The following is a 26,159-nucleotide window of genomic DNA, read 5'->3' as shown; positions in this document are numbered from 1 at the left end:
TCAAGAAACAACAATCCCGGCGAATGAATTCGCGGCTACACAAGCAAAGCCTGCCTCCGCAGACTCAAGAAACAACAATCCCGGCGAATGAATTCGCGGCTACACAAGCAAAGCCTGCCTCCGCAGACTCAAGAAACAACAATCCCGGCGAATGAATTCGCGGCTACACAAGCAAAGCCTGCCTCCGCAGACTCAAGAAAAAGCGGTAAAAAAGTCCGCTTTAATATTATTCATGACTACGTTTTCTCATCTCAGGTTTGTCTGCTTGAATGAGTTTGATTGACCAGATTTAGATCGATTTATGGTCAATCAAAAGTTTAGTTCAGCTCACGCACACGTCCACGATTCAAAAGGTTTGAGTTTTGAGTTAACTCCACAAATCAATTAGGTCTATCGAAACAAGATAGCCTTTGCCAAAATTGTCAATTCTGAGTTGTTACCGCGAAAATATTCAACTCATAACTGATAATTCATAACTCACAACTCATAACTCCGTGCCGCGGTGAGCATCAAAACCAGAGGGTTTAATCTATGCAACTTCAAGGAAAAACAGCTCTAGTTACAGGGGCTTCGCGTGGTATTGGGCGATCGATCGCCCTGGAATTAGCCAGACAAGGAGTCAAACGCTTGGTGATTGTAGCGCGCAACCGCAAGCAATTAATCGAATTGGCTGAGGAAATCGATGTTTTTGGTACAGAAGTAGTGCCGTTAGCCTTGGATTTAACTCAGTCAGTAGCGGTGAATATTGCGATCGCCCAAGCTTGGCGAGATTGCGGCCCAATTCACCTGCTAGTCAACTGTGCGGGCGTTGCACACCAAGCGTCTTTCTTGCGTTCCCCGCTACCGTTAATCGAGGAAGAAATCGCCTTGAATTTGCTGGGAACCTACACAATTACCCGCTTGATAGCTCGCAGAATGGCGACGCAAGAAGACGGAACAATCGTCAATGTTTCGAGCTTGATGGGCAAAATTGCCGCTCCGACAATGGCAACTTATTCTGCTACCAAATTTGCCATTTTGGGATTCACTCAAGCTTTACGCAGCGAGTTAACTCAGTACAATGTTCGAGTCACAGCTTTGCTACCATCTCTAACAGATACGGACATGGTGCGAGACTTGGAGCAATTTCGCTGGGTAGTACCGACAACTCCCGAAAAAGTTGCCCTAGCACTTGTTGCGGGTTTGCACAAAGATGCGCCGGAAATTTTGGTAGGATACCAAAGTCATTTAGCGGTTTGGTGTCACCGAATTGCTCCTTGGTTGCTGGATTTTGTGTTGCGGATGGCGACTCCACAACTTCATGGTAAATCGCGGGGCGATCGCAAATTGCGGGAGGCTTTAGCTAGCGGGCGATAAATCTTTTTTCGCCGCCGATTAACTCGGCGGCGAGTTAGTCGGCGAATGGAATTAGCGCCTACACAAACGATGTCCGCCTCCGCGGACTAAGAAATAAAGTGATCGCATGGTGTACGTTTCTGTTAAGCTTGATATTATTCTAAATAATATTAAGCTCGTAAAAATGAACCATATAAAATCATTCCTGAATTACAAGGGTAGCCAAAAACCAAAAATCTCAGTTCCTCCAAATCCTCTAGTTGAATTTGCCTCAAGTTGGCGGATAGCTTGGGGAAAAACAGACGGAATCGCAGATGATACAGCGTGGCGAGAAGGTCAAATTGCGATTATTTGCTCTAACCCAAGCGTTCAGCTTATTCTCAGTCCCTCTGAAAAATTTGTTATTGTAGGCGATATTTGGCTAAGCAATCGATCGCAATTGCTGGAAAAATTGGGGATTTCTGCTAGTAGTTGGCAGGGGTGCGATCGCCAATTAGTAGCTCAACTGTGGGAACGTTGGGGCGTTGAATGCGCCGCGCTGCTGGCGGGTATGTTTGCGTTTGCGGTTTGGGATAGGGAATCGCAGGTTTTGCGGCTGGCGCGCGATCGCACGGGCGCACGAACTCTCTACTATACTAATGTTGGCGCGACTCGCTGGATTGCGCCTCAACTGCGGGCGATCGCACAATACCACTCAAGGGCGATCGACCTCAGAGCCCTGCGAGATTACCTGTGTTGTTCGTTCGTTCCGGGCGATCGTACCCTCCTTGAACAAGTCCGAGAACTGCGCCCAGGATGCGTTTTAAGCTTCCCTGATGAGACAATTTCGGCTTACTGGGAACTGCGAGAACAAGTTGTCGAGGCCGCACAATCTTTAGAATGGCACGGCGCGAGATTGCGAACTCTTTTAGATGAAATTGTCCGAGAATATTTGCCCACAAATCAACCTGTAGGCGTGTTTCTTTCCGGCGGGTTAGATTCTAGCTGTATCGCGGCCTTAGCTGCTCAATTTTGCGATCGGCCAATTCACACTTACTCAATTCATTTTGGCGAAGAATGCGCCAATGAATTAGAGTTTTCCAGTCTAGTCGCCGAACATTGCCAAACTGAACACCATATTTTAGAAATTAGCTTTCGGGATATGTGGGAAAAGTTACCAGAGACGATCGCATATTTAGACGATCCGATCGGCGATCCGCTGACAGTGCCAAATTTGTTATTAGGAAGAATGGCGCGAGAATCCGTCGAAGTTATTCTGAACGGCGAAGGTGGCGATCCCTGTTTTGGCGGCCCCAAAAATCAACCGATGCTAATGAATAGCTTGTACAATTCTGTCACTAATCTGGATGCGCTACCAGCATATTTGCTGTCATTTCAAAAGTGCGCGGCGGATTTGCCTCAACTTTTAAAACCGGAAATTTGGGCAGCAATGCAAACAGAACCTTCGGTATTTAGTGCGGATTTGAATGCTAGCGGCAATTATCTGAATCGATTAATGGCATTAAATATCAAGTTTAAGGGGGCAGACCAGATTTTGACCAAAGTTAACAACTTGACTCAAGCTGCGGGCTTGCACGGGCGATCGCCTTTGTTTGACCAGCGAATCGTGGATTTGAGTATGACGATTCCGCCTGAGTACAAATTATCCGGGGTTGTGGAGAAAGCTGTGCTCAAACAAGCGGTGGCAAATCTGCTGCCGGCTCAAATTTTGGACAGGCCCAAAAGCGGGATGCTGGTGCCCGTACAGTTAGGATTTAAGAAGTTTTGGCAGCGGGAGGCTAGGCGTTTGCTGATGTCGAAAAGAGCTGCCATTGCTCCTTATTTTAATCAAGCTTTAATTGCTCAATGGTTAGATTATGAGGGAGACACTTGGGGGCGTTATGGCGTTAAGCTGTGGTTGTTGACAAGTTTAGAGCTTTGGCTACAAGGTAATAAGTAATATCTTTCCGGTAGGGAAACGGCAGAAGACTAGGCGATTGAAATCGCGTCTATACAAACAAAACCCGCCTCCGCGGGTTGAAGAACCGACGGTGAAGATTATATTATGCTCTTCAGAAGACTGGGCGGTTGAAACCGCGTCTATACAAACGAAACCCGCCTCCGCGGGTTGAAGAATGGGCGGTGAAAATTATATTATACTCTTCAGAAGACTGGGCGGTTGAAACCGCGTCTATACAAACAAAACCCGCCTCCGCGGGTTGAAGAATGGGCGGTGAAAATTATATTATACTCTTCAGTCCGCGGAGGCGGACTTCGTTTTTGTAGACGCGGTTTCAACCGCCGTCTCATCTTCTTTGTTTTTGTAGACGCGGTTTCAACCGCCGTCTCATCTTCAACCAAAACTATCAACAACATAGATAGAAGTCTCCGCACCACCTAGCAGAATCAAATTACTATCATCGCTACCAATATCTCGACTTCCGGCAATTCCCCGATTTAGAATTTGAATCATTTTCTGAGGACTAAAAGATTCCAGTTCCACATAATTACCTAATTCCAACCACTGCAATTCCTCAGCGGATAAATCTTGGCGAATCTCTGCTGATAATTGTTTAGCATCTTGTGCATTTTTCTCGGAACTCAAAACAAACATACTGCCGCCACTCGCAATAATCTGCCTTGGTAACAATCCAATATCAATAATTACCGCGCTGTTATCTGCGAACCAATTAGAACTGGTGCGTAGGTGGTGAACTAAACCAATTCCTTTGGGACTGCAATCGTGCAAAGCGTACACTTTTAAGTCGGGATTGCGGCGCAGCATTTCCATCGTTGTGTCGAAGATACTTTGAGGATATCCGGTAATGCTGAGGACTGCACAGTTGTTTTCAAAGTGAAAATTGTTGGCGATTAAGAATTGGGCAATTTCCGGGCTATCGCACACCACCAATCTATCAAAACTGTAAGCGCTGACATCGGGACTGACGGCAGCGCTTGCGTTTAAATCGCGGGGAGGTGGTAGCATTTTAGTCATAGAGTTAATTGTTATCCAAGTATCTATCCTGCCTTGAAAATAATTTAAGTTAATCGTAAAATATTGACCCTTTGCAGGTTTTTTGTCAATTTTGAGATTGCCCAAATAGATGGATGCCATTCCGAGAATAGAGCTAGCTAAAAAGAATGAAAAAGAACTTGATAACAGATTCCAACCGATTCCCAATACCAAAATTATTACACCCCAAACTTGCAAAGTTTTTGCTAATTTCTGGCATTGTTGGTACGGATACTTACCAGAACGGCTAGCATTAAAAGTTGCTTTGATTAATAAAACATTGCTCGCAAACATTAGGAGAAAAAAAGCTATACTCCATTCGGGAAATGGAGTTAATATCCAAAGACCAAAAAAGCAACCTAAAAATATATTAATAATTAGGTATCCTGGGATTGTGTAGATCCCATAATATTTTGTTGGTTTCACTCGTTTCTGAAACAGGTAAAATAACTGCTTAGGGGTGAAAAACAGCGTATCGTTCACAGAAATATCAGCGATCGCCTTGGCAAACATTGGGTCAGTTATTGCCAATCCTATATAAGTCGGTTCAAAAACAAACTGATGGCCGCATTGTCTACAGCGCCCACTATTGGCTCTTCGGTCTTTTAACTTATTGTCAGTTTGGCATTTGATGCACTTCATAAAAATCTCCTAATGATTATTCAAAAACTTGATTAGCTAACAAAATGCTGTAATCTTCTCTGTGGCGAATTAGGCGATGGCTGCCATTTTCTAACAGCACTTCCGCAGGTTTTGGGCGGTGCAAAAAATGCGACGACATCGCATATCCGTAAGCTCCCACATCCAAAATACCGAGGATTTCTCCAACTGTCAAAGCTGGAAGTTGACAGCTTTTCCCCAAATAATCCCGCGAATAAGTCGTATTGCCACAAACATCAGTAAGATGTAGAGCATCCCGACAATTCCAGGTACAAATCTCTCGATAACCGCCATGAACCGATGGCACTGAAAGATTAGCAACAGTCGTATCTACACCGACAATTTGTTTAGCTTCCTGCCATTTTGTGGAAACAACTTGAGCGAGCAAAGTAGCACATCCTGCTATGGCGGCTCTTCCTGGTTCGATTATCAAGTCAATTTCGCGGTCTAGTTGACTAATTCTGCTGGTTAATTCTGCCCCGAACAGTTCCCAATCAAACGCTATACCGCCGTGGTAAGGATAGCCAAAGCCGCCGCCAAAATCGAGATATTCCCAATCTGGCAATTGCTGGGCTGCGGCAATTATGGTATCAATTACTTGAGTAAACGCTGCGGTGGAATTAGTGCCGGTACCGCGATAGAAATGCAAGCCACTCAGCTTTAATCCGGCTGTTTTTGCGATCGCAATTGCTGCGGGAAATTCGGCCGATCGCACTCCAATGCGACTTTCCCCCGTTAATTCGGGCAAATTCAGCCTCAAACCCAGACTGGGCGGTTCTAAAGCCTGTTGGTTTTCCCTGAGAGATTGGTACACTTCGCAGCACAACTGCAATTGAGCGAGACTGTCGAAATTCAGAGTTTTGACACCCCATTTTAGAACTTGTTCCATCTCGCCTTGGTGCAGATTGCTGCCGCTGTAAACGATATTTTTGGGCGAAAAACCTGCCTGAATTCCTAAATAAATATCTCCTGGTGTATTGGCGTGTAATCCCCAGCCGCAATCCTGAAAAATTTGCAGCAGGGCGATGCTACCGTTGGTGACGCTGGCAAAACAAAATTGAGTTTTGGGATAGTCAATTGCCTTGGTAATGCGGGCAATAGTTCGGCGCAAAATATCGCTTTGATAAACGTACAGCGGCGAACCGTAGGTGGCTAATAACTCTTGGGCTAGCGAAAGAGTGAAAGGCGGTTGTTTGATGATTGATTTGCGATCGGTAATTGTTGGCATCATGGTAAATCAGGTGTTTGTTTAATCGAAAATGTTGATTTCATTTCAATACGGTTTAGTTAATGATTTTTATTCCCCGGAGATCCCCCTAAATCCCCCTTAAGAAGGGGGACTTTGAGAGTCTTTCTCCCCCCTTTTTAAGGGGGGCTGGGGGGGATCTCCGGGTTTGAAAACACGGCCACGCCCTAGGGGGGATCAGGCTTAATTAAACTGTGTTAATTTCATTCTCCCCACCGTTGGCGGTAATTCCAAACCTGGCGAGGCAACCAAAACGGATGATTCCAAGATTTGTTTTTCACGTCTTCACCTAAAATTTGCGATCGCCAATTTTGCCACATCACCAACAGCCAAATCATCTCGCCAATGCGCCGGCCTTGAATTCCGGCTGCGAATTTGCCGGAGATAATTTGAGCGGCTAAATCGGGTTTCCAGTGTTTCTCTGATTGCAACACGGCAGGATTCAACCAATCGCCGATATCATGCCAAAATTCATTAAAACACCAGGAGGTTAAGGGAACGCCCATACCGCGCTTTTCCCGCCAAACTATGTCCGCAGGTAGCCAATTTTCTACCGCCCGTTTGAGGATGTATTTCTCACAAGCGCCTCGCAAACACAGTTCTCCCGATAGTTTAAATGTCCAGTCTGTGAGGGCAAAATCGCAAAAGGGCGATCGCACTTTTAGACCAAAAGCCAAAGCCAAATTAGCAGCGCGCGGATGGATATTCTGCGCCCCTTTCAGCATCAAACCCGCGCGGCGGAGGCGATGCAGCAAAGACCCGCCCACCGCAGGATTAAGAGCCTCTAACAGCCAATTTTGAGGTTGCACATTCTGAATTTCAGTGTAAATTTCCGGCTGATAAACTTTAGATTCGTATCCCCAAAGTCGGTGAAAAGTTCGCAGATATTGCAGGGCAAAAGTTTGGTCTCCGGCGGGATTTGCGGCTTGATAAACAGCCGCTGCAATCAGGGGTTTATTCGTCCATCCTGCAAATAACTGATCGCCGCCTTCACCGTTAAAAACGATCGCACATTCTTGACTCGCAGCTTCATTTAACAGGTAAAGTGGGACTGTAACTCCGTCGCCAAAGGGCAAATCTAAAGCTTTCACAGCAGAATGCAAAACTTGTTTAATCCGGCGTGGCGTAGCATCTACTTTTACTAAGGGAATTTTCAGCGAATCGGCCACTTGTTGAGCCCAAGGATATTCGGGAATTCCGGCTTCGCCGAAGTCGAGAGTATAAGCGCGGACTTTGACTCCGGCTTTGACTAATAATGCTGCGACTACTGAGGAATCTAAACCGCCTGATAGAAATACTCCGACCGTTTCATTGCTATTTATATCGGAAATTTGACGTTCAACAGCATTTTTAAGTAAGTCTTGTAATTCTGTTATGGCTGCTGCTTCGTCTTGTATTTCTTCTGAAATTTCTCGCCATTCTAACAAGGGTTTTGATGGGGGTTTAAAAATAACACCGCTATCTCGATCGCACTCCCAAGTTAATTCGGTTCCGGCGGGAACGGCGAACACCTTTTCTACGGGAGTTAAGGGAGTTGGGACATAGGAAAAACAGCTATAACTGTACAAACCTGGAATGCTGATATCTGGTTTTTCGCAAATATTTAACAGCAGTTGTAAACTCGATGCAAACCAAATACTCTGCTCGATTTGCGTCCAGTAAAGTGTTACTCGCCCAAAGGGTTCTCGTCCTAAAATTAGGAAATTTTTGCGGACATTTACCCAGGTATCAGGTAACAGCAAACCGTTGGTTGATGGATACGTTGATAGTCCAGAGGCTGAGAGGGCAGCGATTTGCCAAGTTTTATCACTTTTTTGGGTTGGCAAGTGCTGCGGGCGATCGCACTCGGTGCTCGCTACATTCCAAATTGGGTGATTTTCGTTTCCTGCGGCGGACAAATTAGACGAATTCTCGATTTTTTGCACTGGGATTTCTCCGCCAGATTTGCTGATAAGTTTCGCCAGCCGCGCTTCCAATTTATCGCGAGAATCGCAGCCCCAGTATCCTACAAATTGACGCGGTTTGTTAGTAATTTTCATGTTAAAATTTATCCATAGGCGAGTTTTTAAGGATTATTTAACTTCAAAGGATGTACTGCCGATCGCCCGATTTTCAACAAACATTTTAACTTGCCACTTTCCGGGAGTAGCCGCAGTACCAATTTTGTAACGACATTGAGTATTCCAGATAGATTTGTCGATTTCGCGAGTTTGATAGCTGTTTTGTTTGACAACTTGACCGCTGGGATCGATCCAATCGCAGGATAGCGAGAGTTTTTTTCCTAAAGGTGCATCCTTTAAGGTGACGCGGTAAAAGATTTCGGGATTGTTTTGGCGGGAAACAACTGTCAAGTTGCCGCCATCATCTTGCACGGAAGTTATGCGGTTTTGTTGCACTGAAATGCGATCCAGGGCCTGTCGGCTTTGTTGAATGAAAAATCCGGTAATGGCGATCGCCCCCACAGCCACCGCAGCCAATCCTCCAGCAATCCACCGATTCCTGCGTTGCTGCTGTGCCAGTGCTTCCCGACGCTGCAACTGGATTAAAGCCTCATCTAGCAACTCGGTCGGCAAGCCCAATTCCTGCAAAATTTGTGTGACTTCTGCGGAATTAAGTTCAGCTTCCCGGACGTTAGAAAGGCGTTGTACTTCAGCTACTATTTGCGTTAGTTGAGTTTGAGTCAGTCGATTTTCCATATATTAAGACGCGGTAGTTTTTATGCGACTTACTAACAGCAATTAATTAAAATCCTAAAACAGACTGAGCTTAAAGTCAATTCATAAATGTCATAAGTTTGAGTTCATAAAAGTCATAATTGATTTTTCACCATCCTAAATGTATGTTGAGTTGCAATATATAGCCTTTCTCAGAAAGATGAGGTACGCGAACGGCATAGCGCATAGGGCATAGGGCATGAGGCTCTCCTCACTTTTTTGAGAACCGCTATAGACTAATTGCGAAATTCCCAATTCCCAATATTCATTTTCCCTGCACAGGATGTTGCCCGTAATAAGGCAAAGCATCCGACCAATTAGGGCGACTTCCTTGTTTCCACTCCAAATAAGCCAAATCCAACACACCAGAAACCGACGTACCCAACTCGCTGCCAACTTCAATCAACTGATAGGAATTTTCCCAACTTGCCAACTTTTCCTGCCAAGATTCCGCCGTCATTACCGTATCTGGAAACAACTCAGTTAAACCAGAATTACTGTTAACTGAATAAACCGCCCCAAATAATTGCCCCCGCTGTGCAGGCATTTGCAGCGCGATATCCAAAAGCCCCCCCTTATCAAGGGGGGGTTGGGGGGGTTCCAACCAAGCAACAGCCGCCAAAGTTGAAACCGCAAAAACCGGAATATTCAATTGTTGAGCCAAAGTCCGCGCTGTCACCATACCCATGCGAGTGCCCGTGAAACCTCCGGGCCCCTTCGCCACTGCAATAAAAGCCAAATTTGCCCAAGTTTGCGGCGCGATAAACTCTACTAAATGCTGATGCAAATCTGTGGCTAAACTGCGGCCCAAATTCCAAGTTTGGTAGCGAGAATCGCCGTCAAAATTGCTGATTGCTAAACCTAATTCGGGAGTTGCCGTGTGCAGGGCTAAACCGTATTTTTTAACTGATGTTCCGTCTGGGGGATTGCTATTCACGATTACTGATAATTTTCCTTAACAAAAAACAGCGGCAGAACTACAACTAAGCAACCTAAAAGAATACCAAATATTCCAGTGTTTAAAATCCTTGAGTTCCCCATCCCACCTGTTATCAAAAATAAGACTACTAAACTGGCAAATAAATTTTTATTCGCAAATTCTTTATTTTGGGAAACTTGATGTTTGACCACCATAAAACCTGAAGCAACTATCAGCGCGAACCAAGAATTAAAAATGACTATCTGAGAGCCAAAGATAAACCAAACCAAAGCAAACATTAGCGAATCGATCCAGAAATCCGTATTTTTTAACTTCGGTAGCCAAAATTCTTGGGTGGCAACTGGGGCGATTTTCTTGGCTAATTGATTGTGTTGCAGCCGCAGGAGTTTGTTTCTCAATTGAATCTTGGGATCGATTTGCAATACTTCCTTCCACTCGGGGACGCGAGAATTGTTGACTCTACCCAAAAGCTTAATGGTTGCGACTTTTTTTAACTGCAAATCGGTGAGTCTGGTGGCAATTATTTGCGACAAGTGCGGATAGTGAACGGGATTGTCTTCGGTTCTGTTGATGACTATATTGAGCTTTTGCTTGGCTTGACTGACTTGGATTTTAACATTGTACGGGGCGATCGCATCTTGTAAAGCTTGCTGAATTTCGGCTTGCTGTTGGCGAGTGAAAAGCGACACACCGGGCGCAGGTGTAACTATCCGTTCTGCGGGCGTTTCCGGTGCATTCAGCACAGGCTGCCCCTCTAAATACACCGGCTTGGGGTTCAACTGCCGGATGACTGCGGATGCTGAATTGTAGCGTCGATTGGTGCCACTTTGGAGCATCGTATCGAGAATGCGGCCGAAATCGTCGCTAACAGCACTCTTCAAATAATTGCGCCAAGCCCAAGAATCCTCGGCGCTGTCGAATAAGTCGAAGGGAGGAATGTGAGTCAGCAAGTGAATGCAAGTAACACCCAAACTGTAGATATCGCTGGCAAAAACTGCTTTTCCCATCAATTGTTCTGGGGCTGTATAAGCAGCACTGCCGATAATTGTACCAGTTTGTGGCAATCCGGTTGCTGTTACTTTTTTGGCTGCACCAAAGTCTACTAAAACGATATCTTTCTGGAAAGGAGAGCGTTGATAGGAATTTTCTAAGGCGGGTAAAGGGGCTGGAGATAGTCGGCGGCGAATGATATTGTCGGGTTTGATATCGCGGTGAATAACTTTGGATTTGTGGACGAAGTGGAGCACTGGTAATAAATCGTTGAGGATTTGCCGAATTTGAGTTTCGGTGAATGCTCCTTTTTGTTCTAATTCTTGGGCTAGGTTTTTGCCGTCTATAAATTCTTGTACTAAGTATTGTCTCCCGTCTTGTTCAAAATGCGCGATTAATTCTGGAATCTGGGGATGTTTCCCCAAGGTTTCTAGCTGGGCGGCTTCTTGGTGAAATAGTTGGGCGGCTTTTTCGGCTGCGGTGTTTTGTGGTAAAAATTGCTTGATTACGCACTGGGAAAAAATCAGGGTTTTGGTTTCATCAACTGCTAGGAAAGTTCTGCCAAAACCTCCTTGTCCGATCGCCTTTATGGTACGGTAGCGAGATGCTGATGGCGATTGTTCGTTAGTTAGCAACAATTTCGATCCGCAATTTTTGCACAATTCTGCATCCCCTGAATTTTGCGGATTCTGACAAGTTGGGTTTAAGCAATAGGACATTTTGATTTTAGATTTTAGATTTTAGATTTTAGATTGGGGGAATTGAGGATTTTAGAATTTGTAATTTGTAATTGGTAATTTGTAAGTGAGGAAAAAGAAGAAACAAGAAAGCAGCAGGTTTTATTTTCTTCCTTCTTCCTTCTTCCCTCTTCCTTCTTCCCTCTTCCTTCTTCCTTCTTCCTTCTTCCTTCTTCCTTCTTCGTTAAGTCGGTACGAGTTCGCCGGGCCGCATTTTTGCCCATTTACCGGTCTCTTGCTTGAAACTTTCACAGCCAACTACATCCCATTCCATTTCAATTTCGTCTTGACGGGGGCGGATGTTGACGTTGATAGTGGGTTCTACGGGGTCGAAATCGGGTGTTTCGGTGAGGTGGATTTGTTCGTGCTGTCCTTCTACGGCGTGGTAGGTGAAGCAGCGGTCTACATAGTGGCAGTTAATACAAATACACATTCTTGATATCCTCTGTGCATTTCAAAAAGATTGGTTAATTCTGAGCTTTCTGTTAATCTAGCTTAGCAAGAGTTTAATGGTTTGTAAGGAAAGTAGATTTTTGTTGCGATGCCGATTAATTTGCCAACTGCGTTATCTCCTGAGACTTGGCCGTTCGATTTGGAACTGTTGACACCGCCTGCTTATTTGGTGGGCGGCGCGGTGCGGGATGCGCTGCTGGGGCGCCGATCGCACTATTTTGATTTGGATTTCGTTATGCTAACACGGGCGGTGAAGACTGCTCGAAAAATTGCCGATCGCACAAAAGCCGGATTTGTGTTGTTGGATGCGGAACGACAGATTGCGCGGGTGGTGTTTGCGGGCGGTACGGCGGATTTTGCGGAGGCTTTCGGGGGGAGTCTGGAGGGGGATTTGTGGCGCCGGGATTTTCGGATAAATGCGATCGCCTGCAATCCTTTTACTGGAGAAATCATCGATCCTGTGGACGGTCAAACTGATTTGCGGTTGGGTTTGCTGCGGATGATTTCGCGATCGAATTTGGAAGATGATCCGCTGAGGCTATTAAGAGCTTACCGTCAAGCGGCGCAGTTGGGTTTTGCGATCGAGCCGGAAACACAATCGGCGATTCGAGAATTAGCGCCGTTGTTGAGTCGGGTGGCGGTGGAACGGGTGCGGACGGAATTGGGTTATTTGTTGAGCAATAATCACGGTGTTCCTTGGATTTGTAAGGGTTGCGAAGATGGTTTGTTTTCGATTTGGTTTGAAAGTGCGATCGACCGTTTTGATATATTGACAAAAATTGACTCCTGTGCTGCTGATTTGGCAGCAATTTATCCAGAGTTGGGGAGAGAATTTGGGCGATCGATTCGAGATACAATTAAAACGCCGTTATTGGCGGTTGGGAAGTTGGCTATTTTGGCAAATTCTGACCCGACAATCGCTGAAACTGAGTTGCTGCGGTTGAAGTACAGCAATGCAGAGATCAAAAGTGCGATCGGGCTTTTGAAATATTTACCCAAATTGCAAGCAGAACCAATTGCGGAAATGTCTTTACGAGAACAGTATTTTTTGTTTCGCGATGTAGGAATAGTATTTCCAGTTTTAGCAGTTTTAGCCCTAGCGGCGGGAGTTGCGGTTGATGAAATTTCACCCTTAATTAATCGCTACCTCGATGCTGATGACATTATCGCTCATCCCACCCAATTAGTTAGCGGCAATGAGTTAATGGAATCGTTGAATATTCCCAGAAGTCCGCGCATCGGTCAATTATTAATGGAGATTCAATTAGCGCGGGTAGAAGGGAGAATTGCCACTCGCGAAGATGCGCTGAAACTGGCAGCCGAGTTGATTGAAATTGATTGATATTTGGGAAATATCGCAACAACAATATTGCTAGGGGCAGGTTCACAAACCATCTGTAATTCACATCCCAAATATCTAGAAACCAGCCCCAGCGACCACCTGTAAATGCGCCTACATTTATCTGCGTTTATCTGTGCTTATCTGCTTGACATCTGCGGTTGAATTATCAATCCCAAAATAATGCAATAAGTTTATTTAGGACTGACTGTTAATTCTGCAGGCAATTGAAACTTACCATCTGCACCCGCTTCAAACTCAAAAACTTGCAACACAGCATCAATATTCAGCGGCCCGTAAATGTGCGGGTAATCTTCACCTGCTGCAAATTCATACTTAAGTTCAGATTCTACTTTTGCTGAGTCAATCCACAGCAGCAGCAATCCTGTTTGTCCCAAAAAGAATTTATTGGCAGATTTCAGAACTTGCGGCAAAGTTGAACAGTGGATAAATCCTTCAGTATCTAGCGTATCTCCGCGATAGGATTGCACTTGTTTTGCTTCTTCCCACTGTTGGCTGCGGGTAATGTGAAAAATAACGCTCATAGTTTAGATGGGTTTTAGATTTAATCGAAAATGGGTAATAAAATTGAGAGGGATAATTTCCGCCACAACTTAACTGTAAATATCATAATTGTATCATCGATTGGTTCGCCATCAAGACTTTAATCATTCTAAAAAAAGACTAAAGTCTTGACTACCAACTTAGCAGGATACAAGTACATCCGATCGCCCTAAAACTCTCAAATCTTCCTCATCAAGTTCGACTGGTGTACCGCTGCGAATTAGTTCCACAAAATCCTCATTCGGCACCATAATGCACAAAGTGTACAAACGTTCGCTGCCCGTATTTTCAATTAGATGAGTGCCGGTTGGAGGCACTAACAAACTATCACCCGGTTGAATACTAACTGTTTTGCCGTCACAGGTTGCTTGACCTCTGCCTTTGAGTACAAAAAACATTTCTACTGCCAATTGATGGCGGTTGGGAGGAGTTTTACCGCCCGCATCGAAAATTTCGACGCAAACAGTTAATGAAACATTCGCGGTTGCCGGATCGAAGACAATCGCCAATCTATTAGTATCGCCAGGACTGATGCGAAATGCTTGGTAGTCTTTCGGAGACTTCATAACAGGAATCATGCACTGATTTGTCATTGTTTTTTGTTTTTAATTGTTAATTATCGTAGGTGCCCCCTGTGCCCGCCCACTCAGTGTCTTAATCGAGAGGGCGAACCGCAGGGGATTGCCCCTATGCTAATTCGTGATTGCTATTTAATCGCTTCTAACATAGCCTGAGAATCCGATAAAAAACCAAAACATTGTTTAACGTTATAAAGAGTAGCCTGCCAGCAATACTCTGGAGATGTTGTAGCTGTACAATCTTTGACTAAAATACAGTCGTAACCGAGGAAATTAGCATCTTGTAGTGTAGCCATGACGCACTGATCGGCGTTTACTCCTCCGAAGAAAAGTGTAGTTTTGCCGAGGTTCCGCAATATACTATCTAAAGGAGTATCCCAAAAGCCGCTCATCCGATATTTATCAACACAAATATCCTCTGGTTTCTGTTCCAATTCATCGACAACCCGCGCCGCCCAACTCCCCGCCATCAATACAGATGCGCCGTTTTTGGGTAGCGGATCTCCTAAACCTACGCCCTCGCCCGTGGGATTGTAAACGTGGCGGGAAGCTGCACTAATATTCAGCAAATCGGGGCGGTTTCCCCAGTTGATCCAAATAATTGGTATGGCGTGCGATCGCAATTTTGGCAGCAAATTCTTTAAAGGATTGATTGGAGTTCTTGCGGGCGTTACATCTACACCAATATGTGCTAGCCAACCGTCGGGGTGACAAAAATCGTTTTGCATATCTATCACCAACATTGCTGCTTTTGCTAAATCCAAACGCAGGGTTTTAGTTTCTGTTTCTAGGGTAACAGGTTGAGGCGCGATCGGCGATCGGGTAATGTCGGCAATTTTGGCATCAACTTTCCAAGCATTCGGCGGTACGCCCAAGGTACGGAGAGAATCAGGATTCATATGGATGGTGACTCAAAAACAATTTTAATGTTATAACTATTTGATTTATCCTAACTTGTCATGTAGCGTTTCTCACACAAATGAGGTATACCAAAACCTGTATTGCTAAGGTTTTTAAGCCCCTCGGCGGTTGAAAGCGCGACTAGACAAACTTTCGTCCGCCGACGCGGACTGAAGAATAATCGTAAGGTTTGCAATGTGCACGCTACAGTATGATGTTAAACTGTGGTGTTTGCGGAAAATTGATGATTAAACTGCACAAATGGCAGCGGATACTGGCTTTAATAGTTGTTTTTGCGATCGCCCTTACCTCCTCCGCGATTTTCTCTCCCAGCCTCTCGGCTCAAACTCCGCCCAAAACCCCAAAAACCGAATTGCGCGGCATTTGGCTGACTAATATTGATAGCGATGTGATCTTTTCGCCCAAAAACATCACAGACGCTGTAAATAGGCTAGACAAACTGAACTTTAATACCATTTATCCTACGGTTTGGCAAGGGGGTTATACCATTCATCCGAGTGCTGTAGCAAAACGAGTATTCGGATATTTAAACGACCCCACACCCACATTAAAAGGGCGAGATGTCCTCAAAGAAATCATTACAGCAGCACATAAAAAAGGTATAGCAGTAATCCCTTGGTTTGAGTTTGGTTTCATGGCCCCCGCCGACTCAGAATTAGCCAGACTGCACCCTGATTGGTTGGCGAAACGGCGTGACGGTTCAACGATTTGGAAAGAAGGCACAAACGATCGCGTTTGGCTGAGTCCTTTTCATCCTGAAGTACAGAAATTTATCCAAGAGTTAGTTGTCGAACTTGTGGCTAATTACGATCTAGATGGCATTCAATTTGACGACCATTTCGGCTTACCATCAGAATTTGGATACGAACCGTTGACAGTATTAATGTATCAGAAAGATATCAAAGCCCGTCCCTCCAACGACTTCCGCGAAACCTTCTGGGTACGCTGGCGCGCCGATAGAATCAACGACTTTATGGCGCGACTTTTTAGAGCCATCAAAGCCCGCAAACAAAAATGTATTGTCGCCTTGTCTCCCAATCCCCTACATTTTGCTTTACCAGCCCATTTGCAGGACTGGTTTAGCTGGGAAAGACGCGGTTACATCGAAGAAGTTATAGTCCAGGTTTATCGCAGCGATATCAAGCGTTTTAATGCCGAATTGGATCGCGAAGAAGTTAAATTAGCTAAAGGGCACATTCCAACTGCGATCGGCATTTTAACAGGCTTAAAAAATAGTCCAGTTCCCCTTAAACAAATTCAAGATCAAGTGCAAGAAGTCCGAAAAAGAAACTTTGGAGGTGTTTCATTCTTTTTCTACGAAAGCTTGTCGAGTTGGGCGAATGAAACCCCCGAAGAACGAAATTCAGCATTTCGAGCATTCTTTCCCACGAAAATGAAGCGACCTTCGGTTTAAAATTTGGTACGATATTTGTAGTAAGGACTAAAGTCCTTATCTTGGGAATTATTAAGGATTAAAGTCTTTATAAAAAGCCGAATTCCACACCCACCGTTAAAATGAAAAAAAACATACAGTGCTTAGGAATTTTCATCTTATCTTTTACCGCTTTCCTAATTATTGGCTTTCTCACTCCCACAAAATGGGGATATTACTCACAAGCAGATTGCACGGTTTCCATACAAATTTATAACGGAGGCATCCACACCGAAATCATTGTTCCAGTTAAGAATAAATATTTTGACTGGAATCAATATTTACCGCTAACAAAAATAGGGCGCGAGGCCGCTTCCGATTATAAATATTTATCTTTTGGCTGGGGAGATCGAGCTTTTATGCTGGAAACTCCCACATCAGGAAGTATCAACCCAATTACTGGTTTAAAGGCGCTTATTTTCCCTAATCCATCTACCCTACAAGTCGAAGGTTATCAGATTTTTTTCCCAAATCCAGAAACCAAATGTGTTAAAATTAGTGGAGAAAATTATCTGAGGATGGTAAATTTTATTAAAAATACATTCCAATTAGACGCCGGAGGTAATAAAATAAAAATTAGCTACGGCTACGACAAAAACGACAGTTTTTATGAAGCAAAAGACAGTTACTGGATTTTTAGAACTTGCAACGACTGGACGGCAGAAGCTTTGCGAAAAGCTGAGGTTAATACTCCTTTGTGGTCAACTCTATCATCATCGATTATGTTTCATTTAAATAGCCGTTGCACAGGTAAGGAAAAATGAGAAGGGGGAACGGGAAAAGCCAAAATTTGTAGATAAAAAGTTCGTTATTAAGTGCAAATTACCAATTACAAAATCATGAATGTAATTCCAGCGATCGACCTATTGGACGGAAAATGCGTCAGACTGTATCAAGGAGACTACGCCAAGTCTCAAACTTTTAACGACAATCCCGTCGAAGTCGCCAGACAGTGGGTAAATCAAGGCGCGACAATGCTGCATTTGGTAGACCTCGATGGGGCAAAAGCCGGTCATCCTGTAAACTTAGCAGCCATTGAGGCGATCGTCCGCGCAGTGGACATTCCTTGTCAACTAGGCGGTGGAATGCGCGATCGCCCTTCTGTCGCAGCAATTCTCAAATTAGGCGTTCAGCGCGCCATTCTCGGCACTGTCGCCGTCGAACAACCGCAATTAGTCGGCGAATTGTGCGCCGAATTTCCCGGTCAAATTCTCGTCGGAATCGACGCCAGAAATGGTAAAGTTGCTACCAGAGGCTGGTTAGAAACTTCAGAAGTTTTAGCAACAGAATTGGCGCAGAAAATGGCAGAATTAGGTGCTGCTGAAATTATTTACACCGACATTCACCGTGATGGTACTATGGAAGGGCCGAACTTGGAATCTTTGCGCGAAATTGCTAACGCTATTTCGATTCCGGTGATTGCTTCCGGCGGCGTTAGTTCGATCGCAGATTTGTTAAGTTTGTTGGCTTTGGAACCAATTGGTGTCAAAAGTGCGATCGTCGGTAGAGCAATTTATACCGGTGATATCTTGCTAAAAGAAGCAATTCAAGCCGTCGGACAAGGGCGGTGGCAAGATGTACCCCCCGATTTGGGTTCTTCTAGTTTTGCTTGACCATCTAAATCCGCACAACCAGCCTTTAAAAAACCGGAGTCCTTTAGTTTGTCTGCATCCAGAATTATCTGATTAGAATGTCTTTCTTATCATCATTGTACCATGTTTTTTAACCCAACAATTACAGCTTTAAGTTCTGGGATGGCATCCTTAATTGCTCCCATACCTTTGCTAGCAACACTCGATCCCGAAAATTCGCCGATCATTCTGAGCGGAGTTCTGCTCAGTTTGGTAGTGATTTATCTTGCCAGCAAATTAGGCGCGGAAGCGGCTCTGAAGTTTAATCTTCCACCAGTTTTGGGTGAACTTGTAGCAGGGGTGATTGTTGGCGTATCCGCTTTACACCTGATCGTTTTTCCCGAAGGCGGACTGTCAGCTTCCAACTCAGGAATTATGACTGTTTTGCAGTCAATAAATCCTATGTCCCCGGCCGCCGTCAGCAGCGTGTTTGAATCGCAGAGCGAAATCATTTCTGTGCTGGCTGAATTGGGGGTGATTATTCTACTGTTTGAAATTGGTTTGGAGTCGGATCTCAGACAACTCAAAGAAGTGGGAATTCAAGCTACCTTTGTCGCTGTTGTCGGCGTAGCAGTTCCCTTTGCTGCGGGTACTGCGGGCTTGATGATAATTTTTCACACGGCGGCGATTCCGGCAATTTTTGCAGGGGCTGCTTTGACGGCAACCAGCATCGGAATTACCTCGAAAGTTTTGTCTGAATTAGGACGGCTGAAATCTAAAGAAGGTCAAATCATTGTCGGGGCGGCAGTAATTGACGACGTGCTGGGAATTATTGTCTTGGCGGTAGTTGCTAGTTTAGCGAAAACAGGTGAAATTGATGTTGTTAATGTCATCTATTTAATCATTGGTGCAACTGCATTTCTACTAGGTTCAATTCTGTTGGGCGGCATTTTCAATAAAACCTTTGCCGCTGTAGTTGAGAAACTCAAAACTCGCGGTAATATTGTCATGCCGGCATTTATCTTTGCTTTTTTCATGGCTTTTATCGGCAACGCAATTCATCTCGAAGCGATTTTGGGTGCCTTTGCGGCTGGTTTAGTGTTAGATGAAAGCGATGCCCGCAACGAGTTGGATGAGTTGATTAAACCTGTCGCAGATTTGTTTGTACCCATCTTTTTTGTGACGGTGGGAGCGCGCGCCGATTTGGGGGTTTTGAACCCAACAGTGCCGGATAATCGGGCGGGACTTTTGATTGCCGTGTTTTTGATTGTAGTGGCGATTTTGGGCAAGTTGATCACTGGTTGGGCGGTGTTTGGTCAGCCTGGAATCAATCGATTGGCGATCGGAGTTGGGATGATTCCTCGGGGCGAAGTCGGGTTAGTTTTTGCCGGTATCGGTTCGGCTAGCGGGGCTTTGGATAAGCCGCTGGAGGTTTCGATTATTATCATGGTAATTCTGACGACTTTTTTGGCTCCGCCTTTTCTACGGATTGCCTTTGGCGATACGGTAGAGCCTCCAGCTATCGAGAAAGCATCCAGTTAGAAATTAGGTTTGTAGTGAGGACTTTAGTCCTCTGGTTCCCAGGCGACGGCCTGGGAACCGATATCTAGAGGCTCTGCCTCGCTTAGTGAGGACTTTAGTCCTCTGGTTCCCAGGCTCTCCCTGGGAACCGATATCTAGAGGCTCTGCCTCGCTTTAACTGGTAACAAGTAAAAGCACTATAATTATGGGAAATACTCGATCTGGTATTTGCAGCTATGGTTCAAACAACGGAACATCTTTACATTGTCAGAGATGAGCAAATTCTCAGCGGTGAGCCGATCGTCAAGGGCACGCGGACATCTGTTAGGGCGATCGTTGAAACTTGGCGTATGGGTATTTCACCAGAAGAAATTCCTAACGGTCTTCCTCACCTAACGCTGGCACAGGTCTTCGATGCGTTGAGCTATTACAGTGACCATCAAGATGAGATTAATACTTATATTGAACGCAACCGAATTCCTGATGATTTAATTGACCCGTTGGTGCGAGATTTATGAGTAATTTATTCATTTGTTTGTACCTGGATGAGGATGTCAATGTATTAGTCGCAGATTTGTTGAAAGCGAGAGGATTTGATGCTCTAACCGTAAGAGACGCAGGACAGCTTCAGGCAAGTGATGAAGAACAACTCGCTTACGCTGTTAACCAAAGAAGGACGCTTGTTACGCACAACCGAAGCGACTTTGAAAAACTTATACAAGCTTATTTTGATACCTCACGAACGCACTACGGCGTAATTTTGGCTTTTCGTCGTCCACCCCAAGAAATAGCGCAACGATTATTAGTAATTTTGAATCAAGTAACGGCGGATGAGATGGAAAATCAGGTTCGGTATATCTGATTGGCGAAATATTTAGGAAGAAACCGGATTTCTGGCAATTATGCAAAGTCTCAGAAACCCGGTTTCTGGAAAAATCTCGGTTGGGTGGCGAAATATTTAGGAAGAAACCGGGTTTCTGGAAATTATGCAACAAATCTAACCTGCAATTAACCCAAAAAATAAGGACACAGCACTGCCATGTCCCTACCGAAACTAACCAGGTTTGCTATTACTTAACAAACAGCATTTCTTGATAAGTAGGCAGCGGCCACAAATCATCAGCAACTTCACCTTCCAAAGCATCCGCATACTGGCGAACCTCATCCATCAAAGGACGAATTGTTTGCGAAGCATACTGCATATGATCTTCTGTCGTAGCAAAATCATGCTTGCTCAAAGCATCACTCAACTTGCTCGCAGTATTCATCATCGACTTAACCAGCACCGCGACTTTTTCCGCAGTTTCCTTTTCCAGTTCAATCCCAATCTCTTTCAAGCCAGCAATCGTGCTGGAAAGATCAGACAAATATCTCACCGCAGTCGGATAAATGATGGTTTTGGCAATGCTTCCGACCAGTTTTGCTTCGACTTCAATTGCCAGCAAATACTGCTCTGCATAGACATCATAACGGCTTTCCAATTCAACGGGAGTCAGAACACCTGTCTTTTCAAACAAGTCTTCAATGTATCCTTCCTTCAAGACGGGCAAAGCATCGGCGGTAGTCCGCAAGTTGGCTAAACCCCGTTCCTCGGCCATTTTGTGCCATTCTTCAGAATAGCCGTTGCCGCCAAATACCACAGCGCCGTGGTCGTCCATCACTTCTTTCAGAACTGTTTGGATGGCAGCATTCAGGTCAGTTCCTTTAGCCAAATCGCTTTCTAATTTGTTAGCAACCCAGTCCAAAGAATCTGCAAGAATTGTATTCATCGCCACCAACGGGCCGGAAACAGACTGACCTGAACCTACTGCACGGAATTCAAAGCGGTTTCCAGTAAAGGCAAAGGGCGAAGTCCGGTTTCTGTCGCCGGCATCTTTGATGAAAGTAGGCAGTGTTTCTACGCCTAGATTCATGATGCCCCGACCTTGAGAACCCTTAGCTCCTCCCTTGCTAATTTGCTCGAAGATATCTTCTAATTGCGAGCCCAAATAGACGGAGATAATCGCTGGTGGAGCTTCATTGGCACCTAATCGGTGGTCGTTGCTGGCAGTTGCAACTACCGCACGCAACAATGACCCGTATTTGTGAACGCCGCGAATCACAGCGCCGCAGAAAACTAGGAACTGTATGTTGGAGTGCGGTGTATCGCCGGGGTCTAATAAGTTGCCTTGGGTGGCGTTACCGACTGACCAGTTAACGTGTTTGCCGGAACCGTTGATTCCCGCGAAGGGCTTCTCGTGCAGCAAGCACATAAAACCATGTTTCTTCGCTGTGTTGCGGAGAATTGTCATGGTTAATTGTTGGTGGTCACTGGCGACGTTTGCTGCTTCAAAAAATGGTGCAATTTCAAATTGACCGGGTGCTACTTCGTTGTGGCGGGTTTTGGCAGGAATTCCCAGGCGGTACATTCTTTCTTCTACTTCCTGCATGAAGACTTGAACGCGCTCTGGAATTGCTCCAAAATAGTGGTCGTCAAATTGCTGACCTTTGGCGGGAGGTTTGCCAAAGAGGGTGCGACCTGCTAGCAGTAAGTCGGGGCGGCTGTGGGCGAAATTAGAATCTACCAGGAAGTATTCTTGTTCGCAACCGCAACTGGAATTTACGGGAGCAATTTCGGTATTTCCTAACAGTTTTAATACTCTGGTTGCTGCTTTGTTCATGGCGCCAATGGAGCGCAAAAGCGGGGTTTTCTTGTCTAGGGCTTCACCTGTCCAGGAGATGAAAACAGTGGGAATGCACAATGTCATGCCGTTGTCTGTTTCCATGACATAGGCGGGGCTGGTGACATCCCAGGCTGTGTATCCGCGAGCGGCGGCGGTGGAGCGAATGCCACCGTTGGGGAAGGAGGAACCGTCGGGTTCGCCTTGTACTAGAAGTTTACCTGCAAATTCTGAGATGACGGAGCCGTCGCTTTGGACTGAGATGAAACCGTCGTGTTTTTCGGCGGTGCTGTTGGTTAGCGGGTAGAATACGTGGGCGTAGTACAGGGCTCCTTTGGAAATGGCCCAATCTTTCATTGCTACTGCAATTACATCAGCTACGGAAGGATCGAGTGTTTGCCCGGTTTGAATGGTGTTTTTTACTGATTTGAAAATGCTCTTGGGCAGGCTTTCTTGCATCTTGCTCAGACTAAAAACGTCTGTTGCCCAAATTTCTTCTAACCGCTTGGGAGGCTTGGCAGGAGTCAGTTGGCGGTTGACAATTTGAGAAATTGCTTGTACGCGGGATTCGTTTCCACTCATGGTTGTTTTTATGGGGATTATGGGACGAGTAATTGTGAAAAAATATAGGTTAGCAGAAGTCTAACCATTGATGAATATGTTGGGTTTACCTTACATCTTGCACCATTACAAATAAGCCTTTTAAGGGCGGGATGCCCACCCCATAAGAAATTTGATATCTTGTGTAACAGGCATCTTGCCTGTTCTTGAGAATGGTGCAACATCTGAGATTTACCCAACATTTTTAGTCTGAACTCACTTTTTGGAGAATGCCTTTTTTGGCAGGCTCTCAAAGATTGGAGGAGCGAGGCGGAATTTCTTGGCCGTCCGTGTTGATGAGAATCCAGTGTTAGATAGATGCGGTTGAATTTCAGTTATTAGCAATAAAATAGATGACAGGAGCCTGTACTAACTTGAGTCAACATGATAGATGTCGGCGCTGCACAGATTTAGTAGCTAATCTTCGCCCTGGTAAGCTCAAAAATTTTGTGCGAGTCAATTCCGATGAATTCTGGTCAAAACTACTTATGGTTTTTCACTGTTGGGCGATCGATAAATCGCAGTCCAGCAAACAACGCACTTGTTTAGATTTTGGAGAATTATGGAGAGTACACTCTCTACACTTGGAAAGTGTAAACAATGATTAAGAAAATAAATGTATCGTAGGCTACGGAATTTGAGTTTTTTGGTCGGAGGGTCGATCGCACGTATCGCACATAACCGCAGGATTTTAGTTGTAGGGTGCCACGGCGGGTTATTTGAGCAATAATTGATGATTTAAAGCTGACGCACCATACTAGCTGATTATCCTTCATCAGACTCCAGGTTCTCACCAAGAGTTTGTTGTGGAGCGTGTCGAATACGCAGGATGCGAACTGTGGACACCTCTTCACTTTCTACAATTGCGAAAAGAATACGGTATGAATTGCGTCCTTTACCGTAGATTAGCTGCCGAATTTCCTTACTGAAGTATTGATTTTCCATTGCCAAAGGACAGCGTTTTGGCATTGACGATAGAGATGCGATCTCATTCAACAATCCATCATACCACTCCCTAGCTTTCTCTAGTGACATCACCTGAGAAATCCGCAGAAATATACTGTCAACTTCTGCTTGTGCAACGCTGGAAATTTCTATGCGATATGTCATCAATTGGCTGGTAAATTGTACTTGCGCCGCTGTGATTCAGCAAATTCGTCAAAAGAACTAAATCGTCCGCCATCAAAATCGTCCAAACCTTGCTGGATAGCTTGAATATCTTCTTGGGAGTCTGGTGTTTCCGATTCCAAAATTAGAGTTAGTAATTGGGCAGCCACAATGCTAATATCTTGTCCCTGTCGATCGGCTTTTTCGCGAAGCAGTGCCTCTATTTCTGGACTGAGGGAAATCGCAATAGTCATAGACTTGGTTCCTTAGCATCAAAACCCGTGTAAGTAATTATAGCAAACTGCGAAACTGAAACACTCGTGGCGATCGCACAGCAGAAAGTTCGGCAACGGATTATGTAGCGGATGTAGTGGATGTATGGGATGAAATTTGTAGGGTGCGACGGCGGCGGGTTATGCGATCGATAATTGATGATTTAAAGCTGACGCACCATACTAGCTCATCTCATGTCCGTTGAATTGCGCGCGATCGATTTTTGTGGCGTGGTGGGGGCGGGTTTATAGATATTGTTAGTTTGAGTCAGAGATTTTTGGTGAACCCGCACCTACAAGCATTGTGATTCATTGAACGGATATGATATCAAGGATCGAATAAACATCACTTACTCTTTGCTTTCGCGGCCCTAGATTCCACCGTAAATCCGGGAATATCTTGTAATTCTGTGGCGCTCAAACTGTACTGTTCGCAAACCAAACTCAAGCGAGTCCCGGTACTTTTAACAGCGTTGACAGAGTGAGTTAAATCTCCTTGAAAATAGATCAGTGAGTTGGCTTGCGGCTTAATCTGTCCAACTTGCTGTTTGTTGCGCCGCAGTATTAACTCTCCTCCTTGCAAATTTGGGGGCACTTGTACGTACAATACGCTGACGGCTGCGGGAGGTTCGACGGTTTTGCAGTACGATCGCAAGGATCGATCGATATGGGCATCGACGCGGGAACCTTCGCCTAGCAGTAGGGGGTTGAGGTAAAAAGCGTTGCATTCAGGCTGTAATGCTTTGTCTAGATAGGGTTTGAACAAGGGGAAGCGACGCTCTACTTCGGCAATTTGGGCGCGTACAAACACCACGGAGAAGCCTTTTGTGCCGATGAAATCGCGGTTGAGGTTGTTGATTGCAAAGTAAGGTGAGGCTAGTATTGCTCCTCGTAAGTCGTTGAGATAGTCGATCGAGAAAGCGTTAGGATGTTGGCTGTAGTATTTCAAGGCGCTCAAAAATCATCAATGTTCAAAAGGCAGGTAGCCACGGGCGATCGGTCAGACTTGGGATTGCTGCGTTGCTCGTAGTGATATGATATCGTAAATTGCGATCGCATGAAATACAGAAGACCGGGCGAATAAAATTCGCGTCGATACCGGGCGAATAGAATTCGCGTCGATACAGACAAAACCCGCCTCCGCCGGTTGAAGAATGAGTGGTTAAAATTACGTTATTTTCCTCAGTCCCTCTGAGCTCGGACATCGTTTATGTAGACGCGAATTCTGTTCGCCGTCTTCGGGCTGATTTACGGTATGAACGGCTAAATATGCAAATCATAAAAACCATTGTCCACAAAGCTTCTTGATTTTTGCCTGATTCTTTTTCATACCCTGATTAAGCAACACCCAAAAATAAAACGATCTTCATCAAGATTCGGGCACTGGTTTTCTGACTTGTGATAGATAGAATTAGGACAATGATTTAAGTTTTAGAGATGCCATGTCCGTTCAGGGCTATTTCATTCTAAACAGATCTTTGAGTATGCTACAACTAAAGCCAGCGAGACGTTGAGCTTGAGCCATGT

24 protein-coding genes are annotated in these 26,159 nt (G+C 45.0%); 9 read left to right on the top strand and 15 right to left on the bottom strand.

Annotated features, from left to right (window positions below):
- The first annotated feature begins 531 nt into the window (after positions 1-531).
- Positions 532-1,356 carry an SDR family NAD(P)-dependent oxidoreductase gene (locus QUB66_RS09630; protein ID WP_265234976.1) on the top strand — a complete coding sequence of 275 codons (825 nt, stop codon included), beginning with the start codon at positions 532-534 and terminating at the stop codon, positions 1,354-1,356.
- A gap of 163 nt (positions 1,357-1,519) precedes the next feature.
- Positions 1,520-3,274, top strand: a complete 1,755-nt coding sequence (locus QUB66_RS09625; protein WP_332967408.1) for an asparagine synthetase B family protein — start codon at positions 1,520-1,522, stop codon at positions 3,272-3,274.
- A gap of 393 nt (positions 3,275-3,667) precedes the next feature.
- Here the strand turns inward: QUB66_RS09625 and QUB66_RS09620 are convergent, their stop codons facing one another.
- From QUB66_RS09620 to QUB66_RS09585, 8 genes are all read right to left on the bottom strand, one after another.
- Positions 3,668-4,969, bottom strand: coding sequence for a hypothetical protein (locus QUB66_RS09620; RefSeq protein ID WP_332967407.1), 1,302 nt, complete (start codon positions 4,967-4,969; stop codon positions 3,668-3,670).
- Positions 4,970-4,985: 16 nt separating this feature from the next.
- Positions 4,986-6,218: a diaminopimelate decarboxylase family protein gene (locus QUB66_RS09615; RefSeq protein ID WP_332967406.1), complete on the bottom strand. Its 1,233-nt coding sequence runs from the start codon at positions 6,216-6,218 to the stop codon at positions 4,986-4,988.
- 218 nt (positions 6,219-6,436) lie between these two features.
- Positions 6,437-8,272, bottom strand: a complete 1,836-nt coding sequence (locus QUB66_RS09610) for an asparagine synthetase B family protein (protein WP_332967404.1) — start codon at positions 8,270-8,272, stop codon at positions 6,437-6,439.
- A gap of 33 nt (positions 8,273-8,305) precedes the next feature.
- The gene (locus tag QUB66_RS09605) at positions 8,306-8,929 is read right to left on the bottom strand and encodes a DUF3859 domain-containing protein (RefSeq protein ID WP_332967403.1); all 624 of its coding nucleotides are present in this window, start codon (positions 8,927-8,929) and stop codon (positions 8,306-8,308) included.
- Positions 8,930-9,212: 283 nt separating this feature from the next.
- Positions 9,213-9,884: a tRNA (adenosine(37)-N6)-threonylcarbamoyltransferase complex dimerization subunit type 1 TsaB gene (gene tsaB / locus QUB66_RS09600; RefSeq protein WP_265234969.1), complete on the bottom strand. Its 672-nt coding sequence runs from the start codon at positions 9,882-9,884 to the stop codon at positions 9,213-9,215.
- Between the two features lie 2 nt (positions 9,885-9,886).
- The gene (locus tag QUB66_RS09595) at positions 9,887-11,596 is read right to left on the bottom strand and encodes a serine/threonine-protein kinase (protein ID WP_265234968.1); all 1,710 of its coding nucleotides are present in this window, start codon (positions 11,594-11,596) and stop codon (positions 9,887-9,889) included.
- A gap of 14 nt (positions 11,597-11,610) precedes the next feature.
- On the bottom strand, positions 11,611-11,838 hold the full coding sequence (locus tag QUB66_RS09590; protein ID WP_265234967.1) for a hypothetical protein: 228 nt from the start codon (positions 11,836-11,838) through the stop codon (positions 11,611-11,613).
- Positions 11,799-12,047: a Ycf34 family protein gene (locus QUB66_RS09585; protein ID WP_106148769.1), complete on the bottom strand. Its 249-nt coding sequence runs from the start codon at positions 12,045-12,047 to the stop codon at positions 11,799-11,801. The genes QUB66_RS09590 and QUB66_RS09585 overlap by 40 nt, the downstream gene beginning before the upstream one ends.
- 108 nt (positions 12,048-12,155) lie before the next feature.
- Here QUB66_RS09585 and QUB66_RS09580 point away from each other — a divergent pair, with 108 nt between their 5' ends.
- A complete protein-coding gene (locus QUB66_RS09580; RefSeq protein ID WP_332967400.1) occupies positions 12,156-13,409 on the top strand; it encodes a CCA tRNA nucleotidyltransferase in 1,254 nt (417 codons plus the stop codon).
- Between the two features lie 191 nt (positions 13,410-13,600).
- Here QUB66_RS09580 and QUB66_RS09575 read toward each other — a convergent pair whose 3' ends face one another.
- The 3 genes from QUB66_RS09575 to QUB66_RS09565 all read right to left on the bottom strand — a co-directional run bounded on the left by QUB66_RS09575 (position 13,601) and on the right by QUB66_RS09565 (position 15,447).
- Complete coding sequence (locus QUB66_RS09575) at positions 13,601-13,951, bottom strand: DUF952 domain-containing protein (protein WP_265234965.1); 351 nt, start codon at positions 13,949-13,951, stop codon at positions 13,601-13,603.
- 159 nt (positions 13,952-14,110) lie between these two features.
- Positions 14,111-14,548, bottom strand: a complete 438-nt coding sequence (locus QUB66_RS09570) for a cupin domain-containing protein (RefSeq protein ID WP_442923196.1) — start codon at positions 14,546-14,548, stop codon at positions 14,111-14,113.
- A gap of 128 nt (positions 14,549-14,676) precedes the next feature.
- The gene (locus QUB66_RS09565) at positions 14,677-15,447 is read right to left on the bottom strand and encodes a cysteine hydrolase family protein (protein WP_265234963.1); all 771 of its coding nucleotides are present in this window, start codon (positions 15,445-15,447) and stop codon (positions 14,677-14,679) included.
- Positions 15,448-15,692: 245 nt separating this feature from the next.
- On the opposite strand from QUB66_RS09565, the gene QUB66_RS09560 reads away from it, so the two are divergent.
- From QUB66_RS09560 to QUB66_RS09535, 6 genes are all read left to right on the top strand, one after another.
- Entirely contained in the window at positions 15,693-16,883 is a 1,191-nt protein-coding gene (locus tag QUB66_RS09560) for a glycoside hydrolase family 10 protein (RefSeq protein ID WP_265234962.1), read from the top strand.
- A gap of 101 nt (positions 16,884-16,984) precedes the next feature.
- On the top strand, positions 16,985-17,665 hold the full coding sequence (locus QUB66_RS09555; RefSeq protein WP_265234960.1) for a TIGR02117 family protein: 681 nt from the start codon (positions 16,985-16,987) through the stop codon (positions 17,663-17,665).
- Positions 17,666-17,740: 75 nt separating this feature from the next.
- Positions 17,741-18,514, top strand: coding sequence for a 1-(5-phosphoribosyl)-5-[(5-phosphoribosylamino)methylideneamino]imidazole-4-carboxamide isomerase (gene hisA, locus QUB66_RS09550; RefSeq protein ID WP_332967398.1), 774 nt, complete (start codon positions 17,741-17,743; stop codon positions 18,512-18,514).
- Positions 18,515-18,616: 102 nt separating this feature from the next.
- The gene (locus QUB66_RS09545; RefSeq protein ID WP_332967396.1) at positions 18,617-20,014 is read left to right on the top strand and encodes a cation:proton antiporter; all 1,398 of its coding nucleotides are present in this window, start codon (positions 18,617-18,619) and stop codon (positions 20,012-20,014) included.
- A gap of 215 nt (positions 20,015-20,229) precedes the next feature.
- Positions 20,230-20,511 (top strand): DUF433 domain-containing protein, encoded by a 282-nt coding sequence (locus QUB66_RS09540; RefSeq protein ID WP_265234957.1) that lies wholly within the window; start codon positions 20,230-20,232, stop codon positions 20,509-20,511.
- Complete coding sequence (locus tag QUB66_RS09535) at positions 20,508-20,855, top strand: DUF5615 family PIN-like protein (protein ID WP_265234954.1); 348 nt, start codon at positions 20,508-20,510, stop codon at positions 20,853-20,855. Before QUB66_RS09540 ends, QUB66_RS09535 begins: the two co-directional genes overlap by 4 nt.
- 208 nt (positions 20,856-21,063) lie before the next feature.
- Here the strand turns inward: QUB66_RS09535 and QUB66_RS09530 are convergent, their stop codons facing one another.
- The 4 genes from QUB66_RS09530 to QUB66_RS09515 form a co-directional block, all read right to left on the bottom strand.
- Positions 21,064-23,235 (bottom strand): glutamine synthetase III family protein, encoded by a 2,172-nt coding sequence (locus QUB66_RS09530; RefSeq protein ID WP_265234953.1) that lies wholly within the window; start codon positions 23,233-23,235, stop codon positions 21,064-21,066.
- Positions 23,236-24,018: 783 nt separating this feature from the next.
- The gene (locus tag QUB66_RS09525; protein WP_332967393.1) at positions 24,019-24,363 is read right to left on the bottom strand and encodes a type II toxin-antitoxin system RelE/ParE family toxin; all 345 of its coding nucleotides are present in this window, start codon (positions 24,361-24,363) and stop codon (positions 24,019-24,021) included.
- Positions 24,363-24,614 carry a hypothetical protein gene (locus QUB66_RS09520; RefSeq protein ID WP_332967391.1) on the bottom strand — a complete coding sequence of 84 codons (252 nt, stop codon included), beginning with the start codon at positions 24,612-24,614 and terminating at the stop codon, positions 24,363-24,365. The genes QUB66_RS09525 and QUB66_RS09520 overlap by 1 nt, the downstream gene beginning before the upstream one ends.
- Positions 24,615-24,978: 364 nt before the next feature.
- Positions 24,979-25,590, bottom strand: a complete 612-nt coding sequence (locus tag QUB66_RS09515) for a 2OG-Fe(II) oxygenase (RefSeq protein WP_332967390.1) — start codon at positions 25,588-25,590, stop codon at positions 24,979-24,981.
- Positions 25,591-26,159: the final 569 nt, after the last annotated feature.

The organism is Microcoleus sp. A2-C3 (genome assembly GCF_036706065.1).
GTDB lineage: Bacteria > Cyanobacteriota > Cyanobacteriia > Cyanobacteriales > Microcoleaceae > Microcoleus.
The sequence above is the reverse complement of the archived record's forward strand: the minus strand, read 5'-3'. Positions and strand labels throughout refer to the sequence as shown.